The 16,954-nt window shown below is 60.2% G+C and carries 17 protein-coding genes; 10 read left to right on the top strand and 7 right to left on the bottom strand.

All coding sequences use genetic code 11. The features are described 5' to 3' along the window. The first annotated feature begins 28 nt into the window (after positions 1 to 28). The 3 genes from ACIU1A_RS18325 to ACIU1A_RS18315 are packed head-to-tail and all read left to right on the top strand — an operon-like array spanning position 29 to position 2,117. On the top strand, positions 29 to 349 hold the full coding sequence (locus ACIU1A_RS18325) for a Rieske 2Fe-2S domain-containing protein (protein WP_404924877.1): 321 nt from the start codon (positions 29 to 31) through the stop codon (positions 347 to 349). A gap of 2 nt (positions 350 to 351) precedes the next feature. Further along, positions 352 to 1,638 carry an SDR family oxidoreductase gene (locus ACIU1A_RS18320; RefSeq protein WP_404924876.1) on the top strand — a complete coding sequence of 429 codons (1,287 nt, stop codon included), beginning with the start codon at positions 352 to 354 and terminating at the stop codon, positions 1,636 to 1,638. Continuing rightward, on the top strand, positions 1,638 to 2,117 hold the full coding sequence (locus ACIU1A_RS18315; RefSeq protein WP_404924875.1) for a DUF2269 family protein: 480 nt from the start codon (positions 1,638 to 1,640) through the stop codon (positions 2,115 to 2,117). The genes ACIU1A_RS18320 and ACIU1A_RS18315 overlap by 1 nt, the downstream gene beginning before the upstream one ends. Positions 2,118 to 2,277: 160 nt before the next feature. Here the strand turns inward: ACIU1A_RS18315 and ACIU1A_RS18310 are convergent, their stop codons facing one another. Both ACIU1A_RS18310 and ACIU1A_RS18305 read right to left on the bottom strand, forming a co-directional pair. Then, positions 2,278 to 3,159 carry a manganese catalase family protein gene (locus ACIU1A_RS18310; protein ID WP_404924874.1) on the bottom strand — a complete coding sequence of 294 codons (882 nt, stop codon included), beginning with the start codon at positions 3,157 to 3,159 and terminating at the stop codon, positions 2,278 to 2,280. Positions 3,160 to 3,355: 196 nt separating this feature from the next. Next, positions 3,356 to 4,198 carry an SIR2 family NAD-dependent protein deacylase gene (locus ACIU1A_RS18305; RefSeq protein WP_404924873.1) on the bottom strand — a complete coding sequence of 281 codons (843 nt, stop codon included), beginning with the start codon at positions 4,196 to 4,198 and terminating at the stop codon, positions 3,356 to 3,358. A gap of 495 nt (positions 4,199 to 4,693) precedes the next feature. On the opposite strand from ACIU1A_RS18305, the gene ACIU1A_RS18300 reads away from it, so the two are divergent. Next, positions 4,694 to 5,770, top strand: a complete 1,077-nt coding sequence (locus ACIU1A_RS18300) for a beta-glucosidase (protein WP_404924872.1) — start codon at positions 4,694 to 4,696, stop codon at positions 5,768 to 5,770. Between the two features lie 73 nt (positions 5,771 to 5,843). On the opposite strand, the gene glf is transcribed toward ACIU1A_RS18300, so the two are convergent. After that, positions 5,844 to 6,986 (bottom strand): UDP-galactopyranose mutase, encoded by a 1,143-nt coding sequence (gene glf, locus ACIU1A_RS18295; protein ID WP_140518318.1) that lies wholly within the window; start codon positions 6,984 to 6,986, stop codon positions 5,844 to 5,846. A gap of 2 nt (positions 6,987 to 6,988) precedes the next feature. Further along, positions 6,989 to 7,972, bottom strand: a complete 984-nt coding sequence (locus ACIU1A_RS18290) for a glycosyltransferase (protein WP_404924871.1) — start codon at positions 7,970 to 7,972, stop codon at positions 6,989 to 6,991. 582 nt (positions 7,973 to 8,554) lie between these two features. On the opposite strand from ACIU1A_RS18290, the gene ACIU1A_RS18285 reads away from it, so the two are divergent. Continuing rightward, on the top strand, positions 8,555 to 9,478 hold the full coding sequence (locus ACIU1A_RS18285) for a hypothetical protein (RefSeq protein ID WP_140518316.1): 924 nt from the start codon (positions 8,555 to 8,557) through the stop codon (positions 9,476 to 9,478). A 931-nt stretch (positions 9,479 to 10,409) separates the two neighbouring features. Here ACIU1A_RS18285 and ACIU1A_RS18280 read toward each other — a convergent pair. After that, a complete protein-coding gene (locus tag ACIU1A_RS18280; protein WP_404924870.1) occupies positions 10,410 to 11,486 on the bottom strand; it encodes a hypothetical protein in 1,077 nt (358 codons plus the stop codon). 239 nt (positions 11,487 to 11,725) lie between these two features. Continuing rightward, complete coding sequence (locus ACIU1A_RS18275) at positions 11,726 to 11,992, bottom strand: hypothetical protein (RefSeq protein ID WP_140518315.1); 267 nt, start codon at positions 11,990 to 11,992, stop codon at positions 11,726 to 11,728. On the opposite strand from ACIU1A_RS18275, the gene ACIU1A_RS18270 reads away from it, so the two are divergent. The 4 genes from ACIU1A_RS18270 to ACIU1A_RS18255 all read left to right on the top strand — a co-directional run bounded on the left by ACIU1A_RS18270 (position 11,991) and on the right by ACIU1A_RS18255 (position 13,905). Beyond that, positions 11,991 to 12,653 carry a hypothetical protein gene (locus ACIU1A_RS18270; protein ID WP_404924869.1) on the top strand — a complete coding sequence of 221 codons (663 nt, stop codon included), beginning with the start codon at positions 11,991 to 11,993 and terminating at the stop codon, positions 12,651 to 12,653. The genes ACIU1A_RS18275 and ACIU1A_RS18270 overlap by 2 nt on opposite strands. Further along, positions 12,640 to 12,819, top strand: a complete 180-nt coding sequence (locus tag ACIU1A_RS18265) for a hypothetical protein (protein WP_140518313.1) — start codon at positions 12,640 to 12,642, stop codon at positions 12,817 to 12,819. Before ACIU1A_RS18270 ends, ACIU1A_RS18265 begins: the two co-directional genes overlap by 14 nt. Positions 12,820 to 12,906: 87 nt before the next feature. After that, positions 12,907 to 13,116, top strand: coding sequence for a hypothetical protein (locus ACIU1A_RS18260; RefSeq protein ID WP_140518312.1), 210 nt, complete (start codon positions 12,907 to 12,909; stop codon positions 13,114 to 13,116). A gap of 396 nt (positions 13,117 to 13,512) precedes the next feature. Further along, the gene (locus ACIU1A_RS18255) at positions 13,513 to 13,905 is read left to right on the top strand and encodes a hypothetical protein (RefSeq protein WP_404924868.1); all 393 of its coding nucleotides are present in this window, start codon (positions 13,513 to 13,515) and stop codon (positions 13,903 to 13,905) included. 176 nt (positions 13,906 to 14,081) lie between these two features. On the opposite strand, the gene ACIU1A_RS18250 is transcribed toward ACIU1A_RS18255, so the two are convergent. Further along, positions 14,082 to 14,381, bottom strand: coding sequence for a DUF1236 domain-containing protein (locus ACIU1A_RS18250; protein ID WP_404924867.1), 300 nt, complete (start codon positions 14,379 to 14,381; stop codon positions 14,082 to 14,084). Between the two features lie 1,715 nt (positions 14,382 to 16,096). On the opposite strand from ACIU1A_RS18250, the gene ACIU1A_RS18245 reads away from it, so the two are divergent. Then, positions 16,097 to 16,867: a helix-turn-helix domain-containing protein gene (locus tag ACIU1A_RS18245; protein ID WP_404924866.1), complete on the top strand. Its 771-nt coding sequence runs from the start codon at positions 16,097 to 16,099 to the stop codon at positions 16,865 to 16,867. The last annotated feature ends 87 nt before the right edge of the window (positions 16,868 to 16,954 follow it).

Genomic DNA, 16,954 nt, shown 5'->3' with positions numbered 1-16,954 from the left:
GTACTGGATCACGCCGAGGACGTGCGTCATGGATATCCGGCAAGCCGAAGTAGCGGTCTCCGGGCCTACGGCCGCGAAACAGGTGCCGGTAGATGGGATCGGCTCAGGCGAGGGTCGGCTGATCAATCATGATGGCGAGCGACTCGCTATCAGCAAGGCGGCGGACCGTTCGATTACCGCGTATTCGGCGATCTGTACCCGTCTTGAGTGCATCGACGGGCGGAACCCGGTTGACCAGACATGGTCCTGCTCCTGCCACGGATGCGGCTTCGACCAGCAAGATGTGGTTCTTTCCGGGCCGGTAACCAGACCGCTCGAGGCCCGGGTGCCGGCGCAGGCCGGACTCTAGGGATGGAGATCCTCGTCACCGGTGCTACAGGTTTGATAGGCTCGTCAGTGTGCGCGCGCCTGGAGGCGGAGGGACACGAAGTACGGCGCGTGCTCCGCAGCGCCCGACGTGCGGGCTTTCCGAAGAATTCGGACGTCATCGTGGATATGACGAAGGCGGTCCGACCGGAGGACTGGTCTTCCCCTCTTTCAGGCGTCGATGCCGTCGTGAACTGCGCCGGCGTGCTGCAGGACAACGCGCGGGAAAGAGTTCAGGAGGTCCATGCCATCGCCGCTTCCGCTCTCTTCAGGGCCTGCGAACGGGCCGGCATCAAGACGGTCATCCACTTCTCGGCGATCGGTGTCGACCGCGATCAGCCGTCCGCCTTCTCCGCCAGCAAGCTGGCCGGCGACAAGGCATTGATGGCGCTCGATGTCGGCTGGGTGATCCTGCGTCCCTCGGTGGTGCTGGGGCGCGGCGTCTTTGGCGCAAGCGCATTGTTGCGTGGGCTGGCCGCACTGCCATTGTTGCCGGCCATGCCTGGTACCGGTCGCCTGCAAGTCGTTCAGCTCGATGACATTGTCTCGACCGTTCTTTTCTTCCTCCAGCCCGCGAGTCCTACTCGCTTGACGCTGGAACTTGCGGGGCCGGAGGCACTCACCATGACAGAGCTCATCAGTCGTTACCGCCAGTGGTTCGGATGGAAAAAGACAGCCGTATTCACCTTGCCCGGCTGGGCGGCGAGAGGCCTCTATCGTCTGGGCGATCTGGCTGGATGGCTCGGCTGGCGACCGCCGATCCGCAGCAATGCGCAAAAAGAAATCACTCGAGGCGCTGTCGGTGATCCGCAGCCTTGGATCGCGACGACAGGTATTCACCCGGCAAGCCTCGCATCAGCACTTGCGGCCGACCCGGCAACGGTCCAGGAGCGATGGTTTGCCGGGCTCTATTTCATCAAGCCGGCGATCTTCGTTGTGCTGCCATTCTTCTGGATCATGACCGGCATCATCTCGCTCACGACAGGCTGGCGTAATGGCGTCGAACTGCTGATCGGCACTGCGGTGGCGCCCCACGCCGAGGCCGCGGTCGTGGCCGGTGCAATCGCCGACGCGGCTGTCGGCGCGCTAATTGCCTTCCGGCCGACAAGCCGCCCGGGTCTTTGGGGTGCGATCGCGATCTCGCTGTTCTATGCCATCGCCGGCACCATCCTGCGCCCGGATCTCTGGAACGAGCCACTCGGCCCGCTGATGAAGATCCTGCCGATCCTCACCTTGCACTTCGTTGCCCTGGCGATCCTGGATGAGCGCTGATGCTTTATTTCGTGGTCAAATATCTGCACGTCATCGGCGCAGCCGTGCTGCTTGGGACAGGGGCGGGGATCGCCTTCTTCATGCTCCTCGCCCACCGGACCGGCAATGCCGCAACGATCGCGGCAGTTGCCCGCATCGTGGTTGTCGCTGATTTCCTCTTTACCGCGACTGCCGTCGTCGCGCAGCCCATCACCGGGGTAGCCCTTGCCTGGCAGGCTGGCTATTCACTGAGGGAAGGATGGATCGTGCTGTCGATTGTGCTCTATGTCGTGACCGGCCTCTTCTGGCTGCCGGTCGTTTGGATGCAGATGGAGATGCGCAATCTGGCGACGCACGCCGCCACATCTGGCGACCCGCCGCCGGAACGATACAACAAGCTGTTTCGGTTGTGGTTTGTCTTCGGCTTCCCTGCCTTCGCCGCCGTGCTCGCCATCTTCTGGCTCATGATCACGCGTCCCCTCATCGGTTTGTTCGATTGACGGTGACGATGGTTTCGCTGGCCGAGTGATGGGCAGCAGGTGAGTTCCGCCAACACGGCTTCTTCACCCTGAGCAGAGGCGCGACGCCATAGAGTGCTTTCCCCCGGGATTGGCGGCACGGGAGAAAGCGTTGGCGTCAGCCCTGAGCTGAAAGGTGTCACTAGGCGCGAGCGCCGTTGCCGTCTGACCCCCTGGCGCGACTGGAGCCCTGGGTAGAACCGATCTGTTCGCTCTGTGCTCCGCTGTCCGCGCGGGGGGAGCCAAGCATGGGTTCCTCACCCATCGGCTGGCCCGGGACGGTCGTGAACTCTCCGTTGCCGTCAATGGATTTGCCGCTCGACCAACGGCCCTCGGGCGGCGGCACGCCGTCGACGAAACAGTTGACGAATGCATAGCTGACGTCGCGAAGTTCCTGTTCCTGGGGGAAGGAATTGGGAACCGGCAGCGAAGCCGCGAGCCCACCCATATCCTCGATGGCTGCTAACCATTGCTGCTGGTGCATCGTGTCGCGGGCGATCAGGAATGACAGCATCTCTCTCATGCCAGGATCGTCGGTCATATTGTAGAGGCGTGTGGCAAGCACTCTGCCACTGCTTTCTGCCGTGACATTGGCCATCATGTCGGCGGCGAGATTGCCGCTGGCGTAGACGTGTGAAGCGCTGAAGGGCACGCCGTTTGAATTTTCCGGCAATGCCGCGAGTCCGGTGGAAAGGATGTGGCGGAAGTTCATGCCGTTCAACACGGAGCCGCCGATCGTGTCGGCTGAAATGTCTTCTTGCAAAGAAAGCGGCGCTCCTTCCAGATTCAACGCCACGGCTGTCGCGAGCATCTCGATATGGGCGAGTTCTTCGGTGGCGGTGTTCAGCAGCAGATCCCGGTATTTGCCTGGGCCGCGCGCGCCCCAGGCCTGGAAGAAATACTGCAGCGCAACTCGTATCTCGCCTTCGACGCCGCCGATCGCCTGCTGCAAAGCACGAGCAAAGATCGGGCTGGGCGTTTCCACGCGCACAGGGAATTGCAATTTCTTGTCGGTGTAAAACATCTCATGTTATCTCCATTGATCTCGCCCAACCGACCGCAGAACCAGATGTTCCTTCTGTTCAACAGCATTCATCCTGACGATGTCGAGTTGCTCCGGCGTGCGCGCGAGGTGTGCAACCCGCTTCGATACGGCCCGGTTGTTTGGCGCAAGACCACGATGAAGCGAGCCGCGACGATGATCGCCTTCACCGTGGCCCTCAGGACGCCTTGGTCCCCGGTTCATCGCCGGTCATGGTGTGAAGGAGCTTGGACAGGAACGCTGCTAGCGCTTGTTCAGGCTGGGCCGCCTCTTCGCTCAACATTTCTATGCCCCATCGACCCAGCACCGCTTCCTGGACCACGTTCGGGCTAGGCATGAATATGAACGATCTGGGGCGGTCGTCCTCGTAGCCCGACAGCCTCCACGTCTGCCACAGGCGGTGCAAAAGCAGGCGGATGTTCATATCCGACATGCTGTAGCCGATGAAAAGGATAGTCCGCCCCAATGCATCCGCGCGGAATTTCACATCCAGGGGTGAATCGAAGGACAGCCGGTCGAAATAGTCGGTCTCGGCCAGAATGAGGGAGGAGTCGTCGTCGAAGTCGCCGTGGTATTTGACGATGTGGGTGACACCGTTGCCGGCTTTGGCGATGTCTTTTGCGTTTGCCACCTTCACGTAGTCGCGGCTATGGACTTCGAAGGCGACCTCGAGGTTGCGATCGTAGTTGGTCGTGTAGATGATCGGGAAGTCCAGTGCCACGATCAGGCGGTGGATCTCCGAACGTCTCACTTTCTCACGCGAGACACTCCAGTTCCGATCCATCCAGCTTCGCAGCGGTCCGATGGTGCCCCGCTTCAACCGGTAGAACTCCGCCAAGGTCTGGTAGCTGACGTCCGACGGCGCGATGATGCCGTGATCGATGCCCAGGTCCTCGACCAGATGATCGATGAGCTTACGCCAGGAGGGCAGGCCGACACTCATTGACACGCCAGCCCCAACGAACAGGATCGCGCGCCGCTCCCTGACGGAACGCGCTAGCTGCTCGATGGGGGAAAGCATGGACAAACCTCCGACCGATAATCATCCCAACTACCGGGACGGTCGCCGGTTCCATTCTCGTGCAGGCGGTGACCCGCCGTGGGGTTTGCGACGCGCCCGGGAACAATCATCCGCATGGGGGTCGTAACGGGCGCAGCCGGAACAAAGCATTGTGCTCGCGGTTTAGCTCCGGCGCCGATCGCCAGCGGAGAATGCATCAATGACAATCAAGGAGCCGGCACACTCGGGTAGGTTAGCCTGGCCGCAGACAGCCAAGCGCGGCATGGACGAGCAGGACAGAAGCCAAGCAGAGGCTCGCGCCAGTCGGCATCCTGAAGCCGATCCTGTCGACGAATCGCGTAGCACCGTGAACTGTAACGAGCTACGGGCAAATCGCCAGACCCGCGAGAGAGCATGATGGCTAGGCCGGCCCCCACCGAACGATCCGGCCCGGTCCAGGATGTGGTAGACGGTGGTCAACACCGAGCGGTCGGGCGAACCTTCGAAAGCTTCTTCATGGCCGGCTTCGAATGTTCCTCCCACCGGCGGAACGACGGTGTCCGGCTCGATCTTGTTCGCGCTACCTCGCACAACATCCATGCCTTGGCGGACTACAGGAGTTGTGCCGAGCTCGGGCTTCGAACGATCCGAGACGGGTTGCGCTGGCACCTGATCGAAACAGCGCCGGGCATCTATGACTGGTCGAGTTGGGCGGCCATGATCGAAGCGGCTCGTGCCGTTGGCGTGCAGGTGATCTGGGATGTTTTTCATTACGGGTCGCCCGATCACATCGATCAGGGATCGCAGGAATTCATCGACGCCTACGCCGCTTTTGCCGCGGAGGCCGTGCGGTTCCATCGGTCCTTCACGGGCACCTCTCCGCTGCTTTGTCCAATCAACGAAATCTCATTCTTTGCCTGGGCCGTCGAAGTCGGCTACTTCCCGCGTGTCGGCCCAAAGAAGCGCGGATGGTTCAAACGGCATCTCGTCAAGGCAGCGGTCGCGGGCATCCGTGCAATGCGACAGGCCGACCCCGACTGTCGATTCGTCTGGGCTGAGCCGCTGATCCATATCGCGCCTCGCGACGGCAGCCGAGCGGAACGGCAACGCGCGCAGAACGCCCGGCGAGGTCAGTTCGAGGCGTATGAGATGCTGATGGGACAGGTCGAGCCTGAACTGGGCGGCAGCCAAGATCTTGTCGACGTGATTGGCCTGAACTTTTATCCTCACAACCAATGGTATCTAAACGGTCCGACCATTCCCATGGGCCACCATGAATATCGGGCGCTGTCCGAGATGTTGCTCGAGGTCGCTCACAGGTTCCGCAAGCCGATGTTCATTGCTGAAACCGGGTCCGAAGGATCCGCCGGGCCAGCATGGCTGCATTATGTCTGCGATGAGGTCCGCGCCGCGATGAAGCTGGGCGTCCCCATCCAAGGCATTTGCATTTATCCCGTGACAGCCTATCCGGGTTGGGACAATTCCCGCCACGCCGAAGTCGGCTTGTTTTCTACCGTGCACGCGGATGGTTCGCGCAGCATCCGGCAGCCAGTTGCGGACGAGCTGGCGCGCCAGCGCCTTCTGTTCGCGTAAGCCCGGCCATCACGCGTGCAGCATGGGCCTGTCGGGTAGAACGGCATCGCGTTCGGCTTCGTCCGGCAAATGGTTACGGCGCGAGCACAGCAAATGTCGGCGCCTCCAAAGAAGCCGAGGCCGGCAGGGTCTTTTGTATCCTCGCGAATGTGGCCAAGGCCTGACCCACCACTTGATCCATGTTGTAATAACGGTACGTCGCTAGCCGTCCAACGAACCAGACGTTTGGGCAGGCGTCCGCCATTGCCTCGTAGCGTTTGTACAGCTCCTCGTTCTCGGCTCTCGGAACAGGATAATAGGGATCGCCTATATCAGTCGGGTATTCGTAGGTGAGGCTGGTTTTCGGATGCCGTTGGCCTGTCAGATGCTTATACTCCGTGACGCGGGTGTAGTTTTCCGTCTGCGGATAGTTCACCACCGCCACTGGCTGGAATTGTTCGCAATCCACTGTCACATGGTCGAACCGCAAGGAACGGTAAGGCAGACGGCCGAGCCTCCAATCAAAATATTCGTCAATCGGCCCGGTATAGATCAGCTGCCGAAAGCCGATCTTCTCGCGTATCTCGCCATAGTCGGTCTGCAGCATCACCTTGATTTCAGGCCTGTCCAGCATCCGCTCGAACATCCGCGTATAGCCACCGGCGGGCATGTTCTGGAACGTGTCGCCAAAATAGCGGTCGTCGCGGGTGGTGCGGGTCGGCACCCGTGCCGTTACGGACTTGCTCAGTTGAGACGGATCCACGCCCCATTGTTTACGGGTATAACCGCGGAAGAATTTTTCGTAGAGTTCCCTGCCCACGGTGCTGACCACCACGTCTTCGGCGGTTCGGACCTCCTCCACCGTTTCGCGTCGCGAAGCGAAGAAGTCTTCCAGTTGGTCGGAGGTGAGATCAAGTCCGTAAAGACGATTGATTGTGTCGAGATTGATCGGGATGGGCAGCAGTTTGCCGTCCACCGAAGACAGGACGCGATGTTCGTAGGGCCGCCACGCCGTGAACTGCGACAGATAGTCGACGATGGATTGCGCGTTGGTGTGGAAGATGTGGGGACCATAGCGATGGATCAGGAGTCCCGCTTCGTCGTAGCAGTCATAGGCGTTGCCGCCGACATGATTTCTGCGGTCTATGAGCAGGACACTTTCGCGGCGTTGCGATGCAATGCGCTCGGCAAGCACGCTGCCGGCAAAGCCGGCTCCGACGATCAGCCAGTCGAACATCGTCAGGCTCTCCTGCGCAGCGGAACGACAGTTTTCATCGCCTGGACACCGTGGATGTGTGAGGTCATGGCATCCCAAGTGCGTTCCCACGACTTGTCGGCGAGATAGGCATCAACTGCCCTCACCTGCCGGTCTCTGGGGCGGGCAAGCATGCAGCGAAGCTTGGTCGCAATGTCGTCGGCGTCGACGATCTCGACGAGACCAGCCGCACCGTAGGTGCGAACGACATCAACGATCGCGGTGGAGATCACGGGCAGTCCGGCCGCAAGAAACTCGGGTGTCTTGGTTGGGCTGATGTATCGCGTTGCCTCGTTGAGCGCGAACGGCATCCAGCCGACTGCCCAATGACGAAGATAGCTCGGCAGGTCGGCATAGTTCTTGGGCCCGAGCCAATGCAAATTGTCTGCCCGTGGCAGGGTCGCCGGATCGATCTTGACCACCGGCCCAAGCATGACGAACTGGATGTCGGGCATCGCGGCAGCCGTCTGGCCAACAAGGGCGATGTCGAGCCGTTCGTCGATCACGCCGAAATAGCCAACCCTTGGATGGGGAATGGCTGCCTGGTCGGATGGTTCGTCGCCCCCCTCTCTCGCCATGTTGAAATGAGCAGCGTCGATGCTGCTTGGAAACGCAAAGATCGAACGATGCTGACTGCGCTTTGCCTCATAGAGGCTTTGCCCGCCCGTGAAGACCAGATCGGCACGGCGGAACAGCACCCTTTCCAGCTGTGCCAGTTCCGCGGGCGCGTCCCGGAAGGCGGACAACTCATCCATGCAATCGTAGACACACACATTGCAGCGCAGATGACTGCTGAAGCGCAGCGCCATTGGCGTGTAATACCACGCAATCAGCCGGTCATGAGGAACGGGTGCGACGAGTTCATTGACGAAGCTTCGCTGGATGGCGTCCACCTTTGTCGCGGATGTTCCAAGCGGGACGACCGGCGTGACAACCCTGATTGCCGGAGCTACGTCGTTCACGCGCATGAAGGGACCGCGGACATCTTCGAAGGCTGGTTCTTCGAAGTAAATTACCTGTTGCTGCCGGGCGGCGAGGGTCAGGAGGTGCTGTGGCCTTTGAAGTACAAAATTCCATCGGAGATGTGAAAAGCAGATAAGTACTGAATTATACGCCTGGGATGTGCTTTTTTTATTTTTGAAAGCGCGATGTCCATATATTTGCCCTTTTAATACGAGTTATAACCGCGAAAATTAACGTAGGTTAATTTTCGACCTTGCCATCTGATACCCATCAGTTCTATCTAACTTGCGATTCAGTAAGTTGTTCCAACGGGATTAATTGACCCGCGTAGGTCGATCGCCGGCCCCGACGATCAGAGGCAGGGTCGCCCGACTGCTTCGCAGGCGGTGTCGGAATGCGGCATGAGATCCGCTGGAATTGGGACTACGGCGGCGCCCTAACGTGGCGCTTTGCCACGCATCAAGCTGTTGAAGGCCGGCGGGAAAATCAACACGTGTTAGCCGACGCTGCTAGGATACGAACGCCTCGAATCAGTTTGTTTGGACCTGGGTGTCGGAAGCTGAGAGAGGCGGTCGAGGTTTGTGGACATGAAGATCAATTTCGAAACGCACGTCTTTCCGTTGTTTCACCCGCAGCAGGTGGACGACCTGAAAGATCCTTGTCCCGTATTCGACGGGACGCTCTGGCACATGTTCGGATCGAGCGGCACCGTTACGAGCGAGGAATGGAAGATACTGCACGCCACAGCGCCGGATCCGCGTGGCCCCTGGACCGAGCATGAACCGATCGCCTTGCCGATCACCGGCTCGGGCGTGGCGGCGCCCGGTGTCATCCACGAAGGCGGGGTTTTCCACATGTTCATCCAGACCGAATTCATGAAGTCGGGTGGGCGGTGCGAGCATGCGGTGTCCAATGATGGTTTCCACTGGGTTGTTTTGACGTCGGCGATATTATCCCTGCCGGACACCGATGAAGATGGCATCTACGATCCCCATCCGGCGGTCATCGGCGGCAAGCGCTACATCGTTTATTCGGGAATGCCGAAGTTCAGCAGGGTCCCGCAACCCGACGTCTATCTCGCACGCAGCCAGTCCGACTCCTGGTTCGGACCATGGAAGCGCGTTGGCAAGATCCTGGACCACTTGGACGTTCCGCATCACAACGCACGCGAGCATCCCGACTATGAATGGGGCATCGAAGGCGCTCAACTGGTCGAGTTGCCGGATGGACGCGTGCTGCTCAATGCAACCTGCTTCCTCCCTGAGGGTCCGCGCGGCAGCCGCCAGCGTGTATTCTTCGCAATTGCCGATCGCGTCGAAGGACCTTACGTGTCCGTCGGCCCAGTGCTGGATCCGGGCGAGCCGGGAGAGAACGGGCACTCGACTGTAATGATAGAGGGCCGGCAACTGACGCTGTTCTATCAGAGCCGGCGCGAGGCAACGAATCATAAGTGGCGCTACGGGCTGGCCACGTGCGACCTGGATCAGCAGATTTTTTCAAACGTCGCTTGACCCAGCGCGCCCGGAAAGGCGCCATCACCGCGACGGTCAACCGTCCCTACCGCTGTAAGTGAGGACACAAGTGCTCGCTTCGATCGCGGATCGGACGACACCCGCAGGCAATCAGCCCTGGGGTGGATCTCCGCGATCGCGGTAGCGGCGACGTCTTCGCTGAATCTGATACGGACGTTCGGGCATTGCGGTCGCGGGAGGATTCCGGGTCGATGGTTGGTCTTCCTTGAGAAGGCGAATGATGGCGTCAACCGGATCCGCCAGCGATTCACGCGCCCGCGGTCGAAGCATGTGCCTGAGACCTGATACGATTTGCTGCAGCATCAAACTCCACCTATCGTTCGGGCTGCCAAACATCGTTTACCAAGATTTGTTCCGGCCCGTGGCTGCGCGGTCGTGGTCTGGACATGGACTATCATCATCCTCATCGCCGCAATGCCGAAAATAGAGCATCAGACCCTTATGCTTCGACCACCGACCCATCCCTTCCCACGGGCGAGCACGGAGCGGGGCATGGCCGAGTCGCTGGTGAAAACGGCAGAGTGACGTCAAAATTTCCCACTAATCAGCTGCCAACGACTTCTCAACCGTCGAGCAGATAGCCCTTGATGGGAGCGGGGTCTCCCCACGACATTGGCGACCGGCCAGCTTCTTCCATCTGCGGGTGACGATGAGGCCATCTAGCAGTGGTGCCGTCGGCGGGAGGGACTGGCGCTGAGGAGGACAACCGGTTTCCCTTTCCCAACGGCTCGTCGGTGGGGATGGGAGTGCCAGGCTGACGCCGGCGGCCCACGTTTCGGTTGGCAACGCTGCTGTCGACCAGAGACCTCGAAAGCTCGCTGGCGATCGCCTAGGCTCAGGGTGCACCCCGCCGGTTGATCGTCACTCTCGACTTCCCCATGTCTGCGGCCGAGGTTACCGCTTCACCAGCTCATGGGTTCCACAGCACCTGCATGATGTTGAGCTCAAAGGTCCCGGGTGCGTGGCTGGCGTCGGCCAACTGCCGAGCGTCCCACTCTCGGGCAATGGCGCCGTTCAGCGCCAGCAGCCAGAAACCGCTGGCAAGCGGCATCGCCCAGGCCGACGGCTCCGCCGCCAGTGCAGCGCCAGCCGGCAGGAGAAAGTAGGCGACCGACAATTGCAGGGGTAGCCGCGTCAGGCGCAGCCAGGCCCTGGTAAAGTCGAGCGGGGCGGTGCGCAACACTGGCGAGCCGAGCGGATGGAACCGCGCGCTCAGCATGAATATGAGAAGGCCACCGGTCAGGCCGGCCATGGCCGCCGGCACCGCGTCATGGCGAACCAAGCTAATGGAAGCGGAGGTTGCCGCCCCCAGACCGAACAGGACAGCTGCTCCCGCCAGCCGCCATGAAAGCGTTACGTGGCCGGCGGGCAAACCCCAGGCCCAGCTCGAGATCCAGGTCGGCGTCGAGCGATCGAAGGCGCCGAGCAAAGGCTTGCGTCCGCCGCAAACGCTCACCAGATCGGCAGTGTCGGTGTTGACCAGATCGCGAGCGCTGCGCAGGCGCAGGACGGCTGCCGGGCAAAAGCCCGCGCCAAACAGGATCGCGGCGCCGAGACCCCAGGCTTGTGCGAGCGGTTTTGCGATGACGAAACAGCCAAGGCCCACTGCCGCCGCGACGATGAAGGTAGTGAGAACGCCCAGCACACACGCTGCCGTCGCCGCCACGCGCCGGCGCTCTACGAGTGAAAGTGGCAATGCCTTCAGGAAGGGCGCGAAGGCGCGCGACAGGCAAAGCCTGGCGAGCGCGCTACCGGTGAAGGCGCCAAGCAGTAGAAGTGCGGCCGGCAGTCCGACCGTCCACATCATCTGGGCCTGCCTAAGCGTGGTGGATGTCGCCTGCAATGCGACGACGATGTCGGCAACGGCGTAGGCGAACAGAGCACCACCTCCAACGGCGATCCAAACAAGATCGCGGCGGCGCGTCGAGCGCAAGCCAGCCGAGAGTTCGCGCCGGAGTAGGGTCAGGACAAGCCTGTCGTGCCGCATTGTTCCATCATCGCAATCGCAAACCGGTTGGATGTCGACATAGGTCGGCGACGATTGTGCCGCCAGTAGGGCCGTCGCCCTCAGCCTCCCGTGCGCGGGCTTTGCGCTGACGTTTCTCAGCGCTGACAGGAGACAGTCCTGCATCGTCGCCTGAAACTGGTTGTGACGGTGCGCACCGCTGTCATCGCGTTGTTCACCGCGGCTTCGTTGAAGGGCGTGGCTACTGCGCCGTCGCCAAATTAGCGCGCGGTGCGCAGGTCACCCAGCGCCTGGAAGGCGCGCCCACGGTTGTCGCACAGCATGCCGCGGTTGCCGAGCCGCGCCTGCGCGGTCTCGGCGCGGTCCTTAATGGCGTGGCGGGCGCTCTCTATTTCATTCCTCTCGATGACGCCGTTGCCATTACGGTCGAGATTCCTGAACAGGCGCTCGCGGGCGGTCGCCACCTCCTTCGAGATGACGCCGTCGCCGTTGGTGTCCATCCGTTGCTGAATACGCTTGCCGGGCATGTCCGTGCCGATCGGCGCGTGCCCGCTCGGCCTGCGCGGCTATCAGATTACCGAGACCGGCACCGAAGTCGGCGGCTGCGTCGCGCGCGAATGCCGCTTGCCCAGCCTCTCGGCATGGGGCCGGGTGGGCGACTATCGCCAGTATCAGCTCAGCCAGATGCCCAATGTCGACGTCTATTTCGAAAGCCGATTGTCGGCGCAGGACTTACTGGCCTTGGGCTTTCAGAACATCGCCATCGCCACCGGATCGACATGGCTCCGCGACGGCGTGGCGCGCGCGCATGTCGTGCCGATGCCGGTGGGCCCAGCCGTGGCGGCATACACGCCGCCATGTAGCGCGGCCTGCCGGTTATCTCCTAATCGGAGGCTTTCAATTTGTTTATCGCCAACGCCGCGAAACTTCGGCCCTTGCACTGTTCCCATACAATGTATGTGTTCCCCCAGACTCGCCCGCTTGCCGAGATGTGGCAGGCTTTTTCCGCTTAGATGCAACCAATGGTTTGGGGCCACGTTGCTGCCCTGGGCCAGCATCGTCCTCCGTTGGCCAGCTCCCAGAAGCCCGCCACTGCTTCTCAGTGGCGAGCTTTTTCTTTTCCGAGAAACGAAGGGCCAGTTGGCTAGTTTGGTTGCGAAGGAGGATCGATCCGATGCAAAAGGATAGCGATGGGCACGAGAGGGAGAATCAGCAATTGCTCGCCCGACGGCTCGCAAACGAGGTCGGCATTCCCGAAGTGGATGCACTGGATCTGATCAAGCTCATCGGGACAGACTGGAACTCGCTGTTGCGCGAAGCCCGGTTTCTAAAAACCCAGCGCCGGCCATTTTGATGTCGGCCAGGATCGCGGCCCGTGAAGCCCTTGCGCGACCGGAGGTCCTGCTGCATGTTTTCGCGGTTGGACTTCCGGGAGAAAATCATGCCAATTCAACGAAAGGCGGCCGAGGCCGGTATTTTCGACGAATCCGAGTTGGCACTGCTTGGGCGGGTCTTCGACGAGCTTAAGCCGGACAACCCATTGCCTGATGAGCGCGACTCGATTGCCTCCCGGATCATTGCAAATTACATGGCAGGTGTGGTTGACGAGGCCGAGTTGTTTTCGCTTTCGAGGCAGCCGCTGGGCCGTTAGCCAAAGTCACGGAAACTAACCGCCTGCCCAGTTTTGCGTTTAAGGGCGTCTCTCCCGCATTTCGCCTACGTCTTTTTGCGGCCAAACACTTGCTGCCGAAGGTGGCGGGCTTTTTACTGTGTGGGTGGAACCCCATCTGGCGACAATCGTTCTGTGCGGCAACACTGCGGGACCGTTAGATCAGGACAACGATGCGGAGAAGGCAACGGTTCACCGACAAAGAAAGGCACGAGAGAAAGGAGCGTACCTCGGATGTTGCGCGCGAGCTGATCGAGGTCGAGCGGGCGGCACGGGATGCGAAGACAGCTCGGCTCCGGGAGCAGCGGCTGACCGCTGAGATTCGCAGCTCAGCACCTAAGAAGGTGCAGCCCCGATAGCTGCTTAAGGGAGGCAGCGATGCTCGATACCCATGATACCCATATAGACATTGCGCGGGCGGCTATTGAAGCCACCTTTTTGTTGCGACGTCATTCCATGGTAGCAAACGCCGCATTTCGGCGCGATATTGATCACTCCCGACGCGTGCTCGCGGCATCACGAGAGCTTCTGAAACGCCTGCGCCAAAGCCATGGCGATGACACCGCCCGAGCTTGGGCGGATGCAGACCCGGCTCCCTTCACTATCTCAGCGTTCGATGCCGATGTCCTCCGCGCAGCGTTCAGAGATTTGGTGTTGGGAACGAGCGTGCCCGAGTGTCAATGGCGCGATCTGGCTAAGACCCTGGTACTCGGGTACGCCGGGTGTGATGAGGTCCAAATTGGCTTGCTGGATTGGATCACCAGGAAGTAAGTACTTGTGCCAAGTCGAGTTGAGCGCGTTTCTGGAGATCAACCAGGCGCGCCACGGGGGTTTTCGACGTCTCGGCTTCGGGAGTTCACGATTTTCATTTGTCCGGCTGAATGGCGATTTGACATGCACAACCCGCCGCCAAATGTGGCGGCGGGTTGTGGGTTTCCTTCGAGGTTTCAGTCGTAGACTTTGACGATCTTGCGGGTGCTCGGGTCCACCAAAACCGTGCGGTTGTCGATCACCACATACCGGTATTTGACATTGGGGACCTCATGGAGCTCGACCGTGTCCGGCAGAGCCGTGCCGACATTCAGCTCAAGTCCGAGAAGGTTCACGGAAGCCAGCGGTTGCTTCTTCACGTATTTGCGCACGACGGTGTCCTGTTCCGGTGTGATGACAACATCCTGTGCCGCAACTGCGCCGACGCCGGCCAAAAGCAATAGCGCGGCAGCGGTGCTGGTAAGGGGGATCCTCATGGTTTTTCTCCTGTTGTTCCGGCGACAGCACAAGTCTTCTGTGCGCCAGGCAACTGAACACGTCGGCAGGCCGAACGTTCCTCGATCAGGCTTCAGTCGGAATCCTGACCAGACCAAAGGCCGATCACAAAACGCAATGGTCTTATCTCTTGAGACTGGGCGGAACGGCTTAGGGCTAGGCTAGTTGCTTCTCCAGACTCGGAGAAAGCAGATGGATAAAAGCATTGGCCAAGCGCGTTGGTTGCTCGCGCCAACTTTCGCCGCAGCCGTCACATTTTTGGTGATCGGCATATTCCTTGGCTGACATGTCGTGGATCGGCACAGCTACGTCCCTTCCTGTGCTGATAGGGCCCGCAAGCCGCTTCGGTGGCTGGCGGGCCCTCTATTTGCAGTATGTTTGGTGAGCAAAAGACAATGACATCGATCCAGAGAACGAATGAGAGTGGCAACGCAAACCAACAGGCAAATGCGGGCTGCTCTTGCTCAATGGAACATACCTCCGCCCTCGCAGTTATGTGCGTTCCGATTGGCTAGTGTGGAGAAACCATGAAGCGAGACTTTGAATACCTGTGCGCTTGGGCCAGCGCACGGGGCATTAAAATCTATCAGCGTTCAAAGACAGTATGGATCGCGGCTGGCGGCTTTCGAGGTCGCGATTTGGAAGTTAAGGGGCGGTCGCCAGCTATTGCACTCTCATTATGGATCGAGGCTACCCAGTACAGAGGTACCATATAGAACTGTTGGCCGGCGCCTTTTGGGGGGGCGGGGGGTAAACCCGGCTTTTAATAGGGCGCCGGCCTAGCGGGTTGGGGTCCGCCAAGAAGTATATTACCAGAAAACCCTGATGGTAGATATCCCGCGATAACAGAATATCTGCGCGTAAGATTTGGTCCGAGTCAGTCGATCTCGAGCGGCTCGTGGTCTGGGCAGTTCATGACACATCACCTGACGCAGGTCGCGCATATCGAGCTTCCGGTCACGGATTTTGCAGGTATAGAAGTTGTCCGCTTCAAGCGCCGGATCGCCACCATGCCCATGCCCATGCCCATGGCCGGGCCGGGGCGGGCGGGGTCGGGCCGGTGTTCGGCCAGGTCGGCTTCTCCAACAAATTCGCCGGGAAGTTTAAGCGGCGGTCGAACTGGGTGCGACAGAAGAAGCGACCGTTGCTTGGACCGCCACACTAGAACACCGAGCAGCGTTGTAGGCGTCTCTTCCGCATTCCACTCGACGGCCTGGCGCTCGAACGAATCCCATAGCTCGTTCACTGGGATTCAGTTGAAAGACGCAGTCGACCCATAGACGCATCAAGTCGGCAGAATGAGCCTGGGCTGTGTGGGATACGGTCACTTGCCATCACAGCAAGAGCAACGCTCAACTCTGGTCCACAACCGCTGCGGGTGTGGCACAGGACCGTTTTCTCATTGTTGAGTTGAATCAAGATTGAGCGACCGGGAACCGGGCCTTCGGGGGATAGTTCACATTCCAGGGAAATCTGACGGCGCTCACCAGGTGAATGGGAGTTTGGCGTTATCTAAATTAGGATTCACTGAATGTCTTCCTGCCTCGCGCTGTAACACAGTCCGACTGACATGACTTCTTCTGAGCACGATCTGGATGCCGGCTTCGATCCACCCGAACTGGACTTGCAATCTGTTTGTTCGACAACCGATGAGCGGACGATAGCGACTCAGCGGGGCAGGGCGTCTTGTTCCGTCATGGCACCCGGTCTACACACCTTCGAGGCAAGTGATCACGTTGTCTATGTCGGTCTCGAGGCCGCACCAGGCGTGTGTGCCTCCCTCGGGGGAGCCAAGGCTCAGCGCTACGACGCGGCGGCAGGGAGCATCATCGTCAAGCCGGCACATCTTGAAGCTCGCCTGCGCCTACCACAGGCGCGGGAGAGCGCAATTGTCGTCTACCCGGACGACAGCCTGAAGGAACTGGCCAGGCAGCAATTCGGCCCGGTGGAGACGGAGTTGATGCCTCCGCCCCTGGGCACGCGAGACTTTAATGCGTTGCGCATCGCCAAACTGCTCAAGGCGGAGCTTACGAAGAAGGAGGGCGTCAGCCACGTCCATATCGAGCAGCTGATCGCAATCATGGGCATTCACGTGCTTCACGCCTATGCCTCACGGACCAGCCGACCGGAGCAGTTCAAGGGCGGCCTTTCCAGGCAGTCCGCGCGAAAGCTGCAGGAGTTCCTGAGCATAAATCTCACCCGCAAGATCTCCGTCGACGAGCTAGCCGCCCTTGCCAGGCTTTCACCAAAGCATTTCACCCAAGCCTTCAACCGAAGCTTCGGGATGGCACCGCATCGCTACCTTTTGGATCTGCGGCTCGATCATGCCACGCGTCTGCTTTCAGACCGAGACATGACCATTGCGGAAGTCGCCTATCTCAGCGGGTTCTCCAGCCAGAGCCATTTGACGGCTGCGATGAGGAAATATCGAGGCGCGACGCCGACCCGCTTTCGAACTTCAACCTGAAGCTCCGGTCACACGCATTCGTTAAGGCGATATTAGCTTTACGCAATAATGGCTTGTGTTATTCCAGTAACACTCCGCTACAACTGT

This window comes from Mesorhizobium maamorense (assembly GCF_044998965.1).
Lineage (GTDB): Bacteria > Pseudomonadota > Alphaproteobacteria > Rhizobiales > Rhizobiaceae > Mesorhizobium.
Note: the sequence above shows the minus strand (reverse complement) of the source record. Positions and strands in the feature narration are given on the sequence as shown.

Bases quoted from the DNA above. Each gene is read 5' to 3' on its own strand.
- ACIU1A_RS18280 (WP_404924870.1), bottom strand. From the start codon at position 11,486: ATGCGGCACGACAGGCTTGTCCTGACCCTACTCCGGCGCGAACTCTCG.
- ACIU1A_RS18315 (WP_404924875.1), top strand. From the start codon at position 1,638: ATGCTTTATTTCGTGGTCAAATATCTGCACGTCATCGGCGCAGCCGTG.
- ACIU1A_RS18260 (WP_140518312.1), top strand. From the start codon at position 12,907: ATGCCAATTCAACGAAAGGCGGCCGAGGCCGGTATTTTCGACGAATCC.
- ACIU1A_RS18285 (WP_140518316.1), top strand. From the start codon at position 8,555: ATGAAGATCAATTTCGAAACGCACGTCTTTCCGTTGTTTCACCCGCAG.
- ACIU1A_RS18305 (WP_404924873.1), bottom strand. From the start codon at position 4,198: ATGCTTTCCCCCATCGAGCAGCTAGCGCGTTCCGTCAGGGAGCGGCGC.
- ACIU1A_RS18300 (WP_404924872.1), top strand. From the start codon at position 4,694: ATGGCCGGCTTCGAATGTTCCTCCCACCGGCGGAACGACGGTGTCCGG.
- glf (WP_140518318.1), bottom strand. From the start codon at position 6,986: ATGTTCGACTGGCTGATCGTCGGAGCCGGCTTTGCCGGCAGCGTGCTT.
- ACIU1A_RS18265 (WP_140518313.1), top strand. From the start codon at position 12,640: ATGCAAAAGGATAGCGATGGGCACGAGAGGGAGAATCAGCAATTGCTC.
- ACIU1A_RS18275 (WP_140518315.1), bottom strand. From the start codon at position 11,992: ATGCCCGGCAAGCGTATTCAGCAACGGATGGACACCAACGGCGACGGC.
- ACIU1A_RS18250 (WP_404924867.1), bottom strand. From the start codon at position 14,381: ATGAGGATCCCCCTTACCAGCACCGCTGCCGCGCTATTGCTTTTGGCC.
- ACIU1A_RS18310 (WP_404924874.1), bottom strand. From the start codon at position 3,159: ATGTTTTACACCGACAAGAAATTGCAATTCCCTGTGCGCGTGGAAACG.
- ACIU1A_RS18320 (WP_404924876.1), top strand. From the start codon at position 352: ATGGAGATCCTCGTCACCGGTGCTACAGGTTTGATAGGCTCGTCAGTG.
- ACIU1A_RS18245 (WP_404924866.1), top strand. From the start codon at position 16,097: ATGGCACCCGGTCTACACACCTTCGAGGCAAGTGATCACGTTGTCTAT.
- ACIU1A_RS18290 (WP_404924871.1), bottom strand. From the start codon at position 7,972: ATGCGCGTGAACGACGTAGCTCCGGCAATCAGGGTTGTCACGCCGGTC.
- ACIU1A_RS18325 (WP_404924877.1), top strand. From the start codon at position 29: ATGGATATCCGGCAAGCCGAAGTAGCGGTCTCCGGGCCTACGGCCGCG.
- ACIU1A_RS18270 (WP_404924869.1), top strand. From the start codon at position 11,991: ATGTCCGTGCCGATCGGCGCGTGCCCGCTCGGCCTGCGCGGCTATCAG.
- ACIU1A_RS18255 (WP_404924868.1), top strand. From the start codon at position 13,513: ATGCTCGATACCCATGATACCCATATAGACATTGCGCGGGCGGCTATT.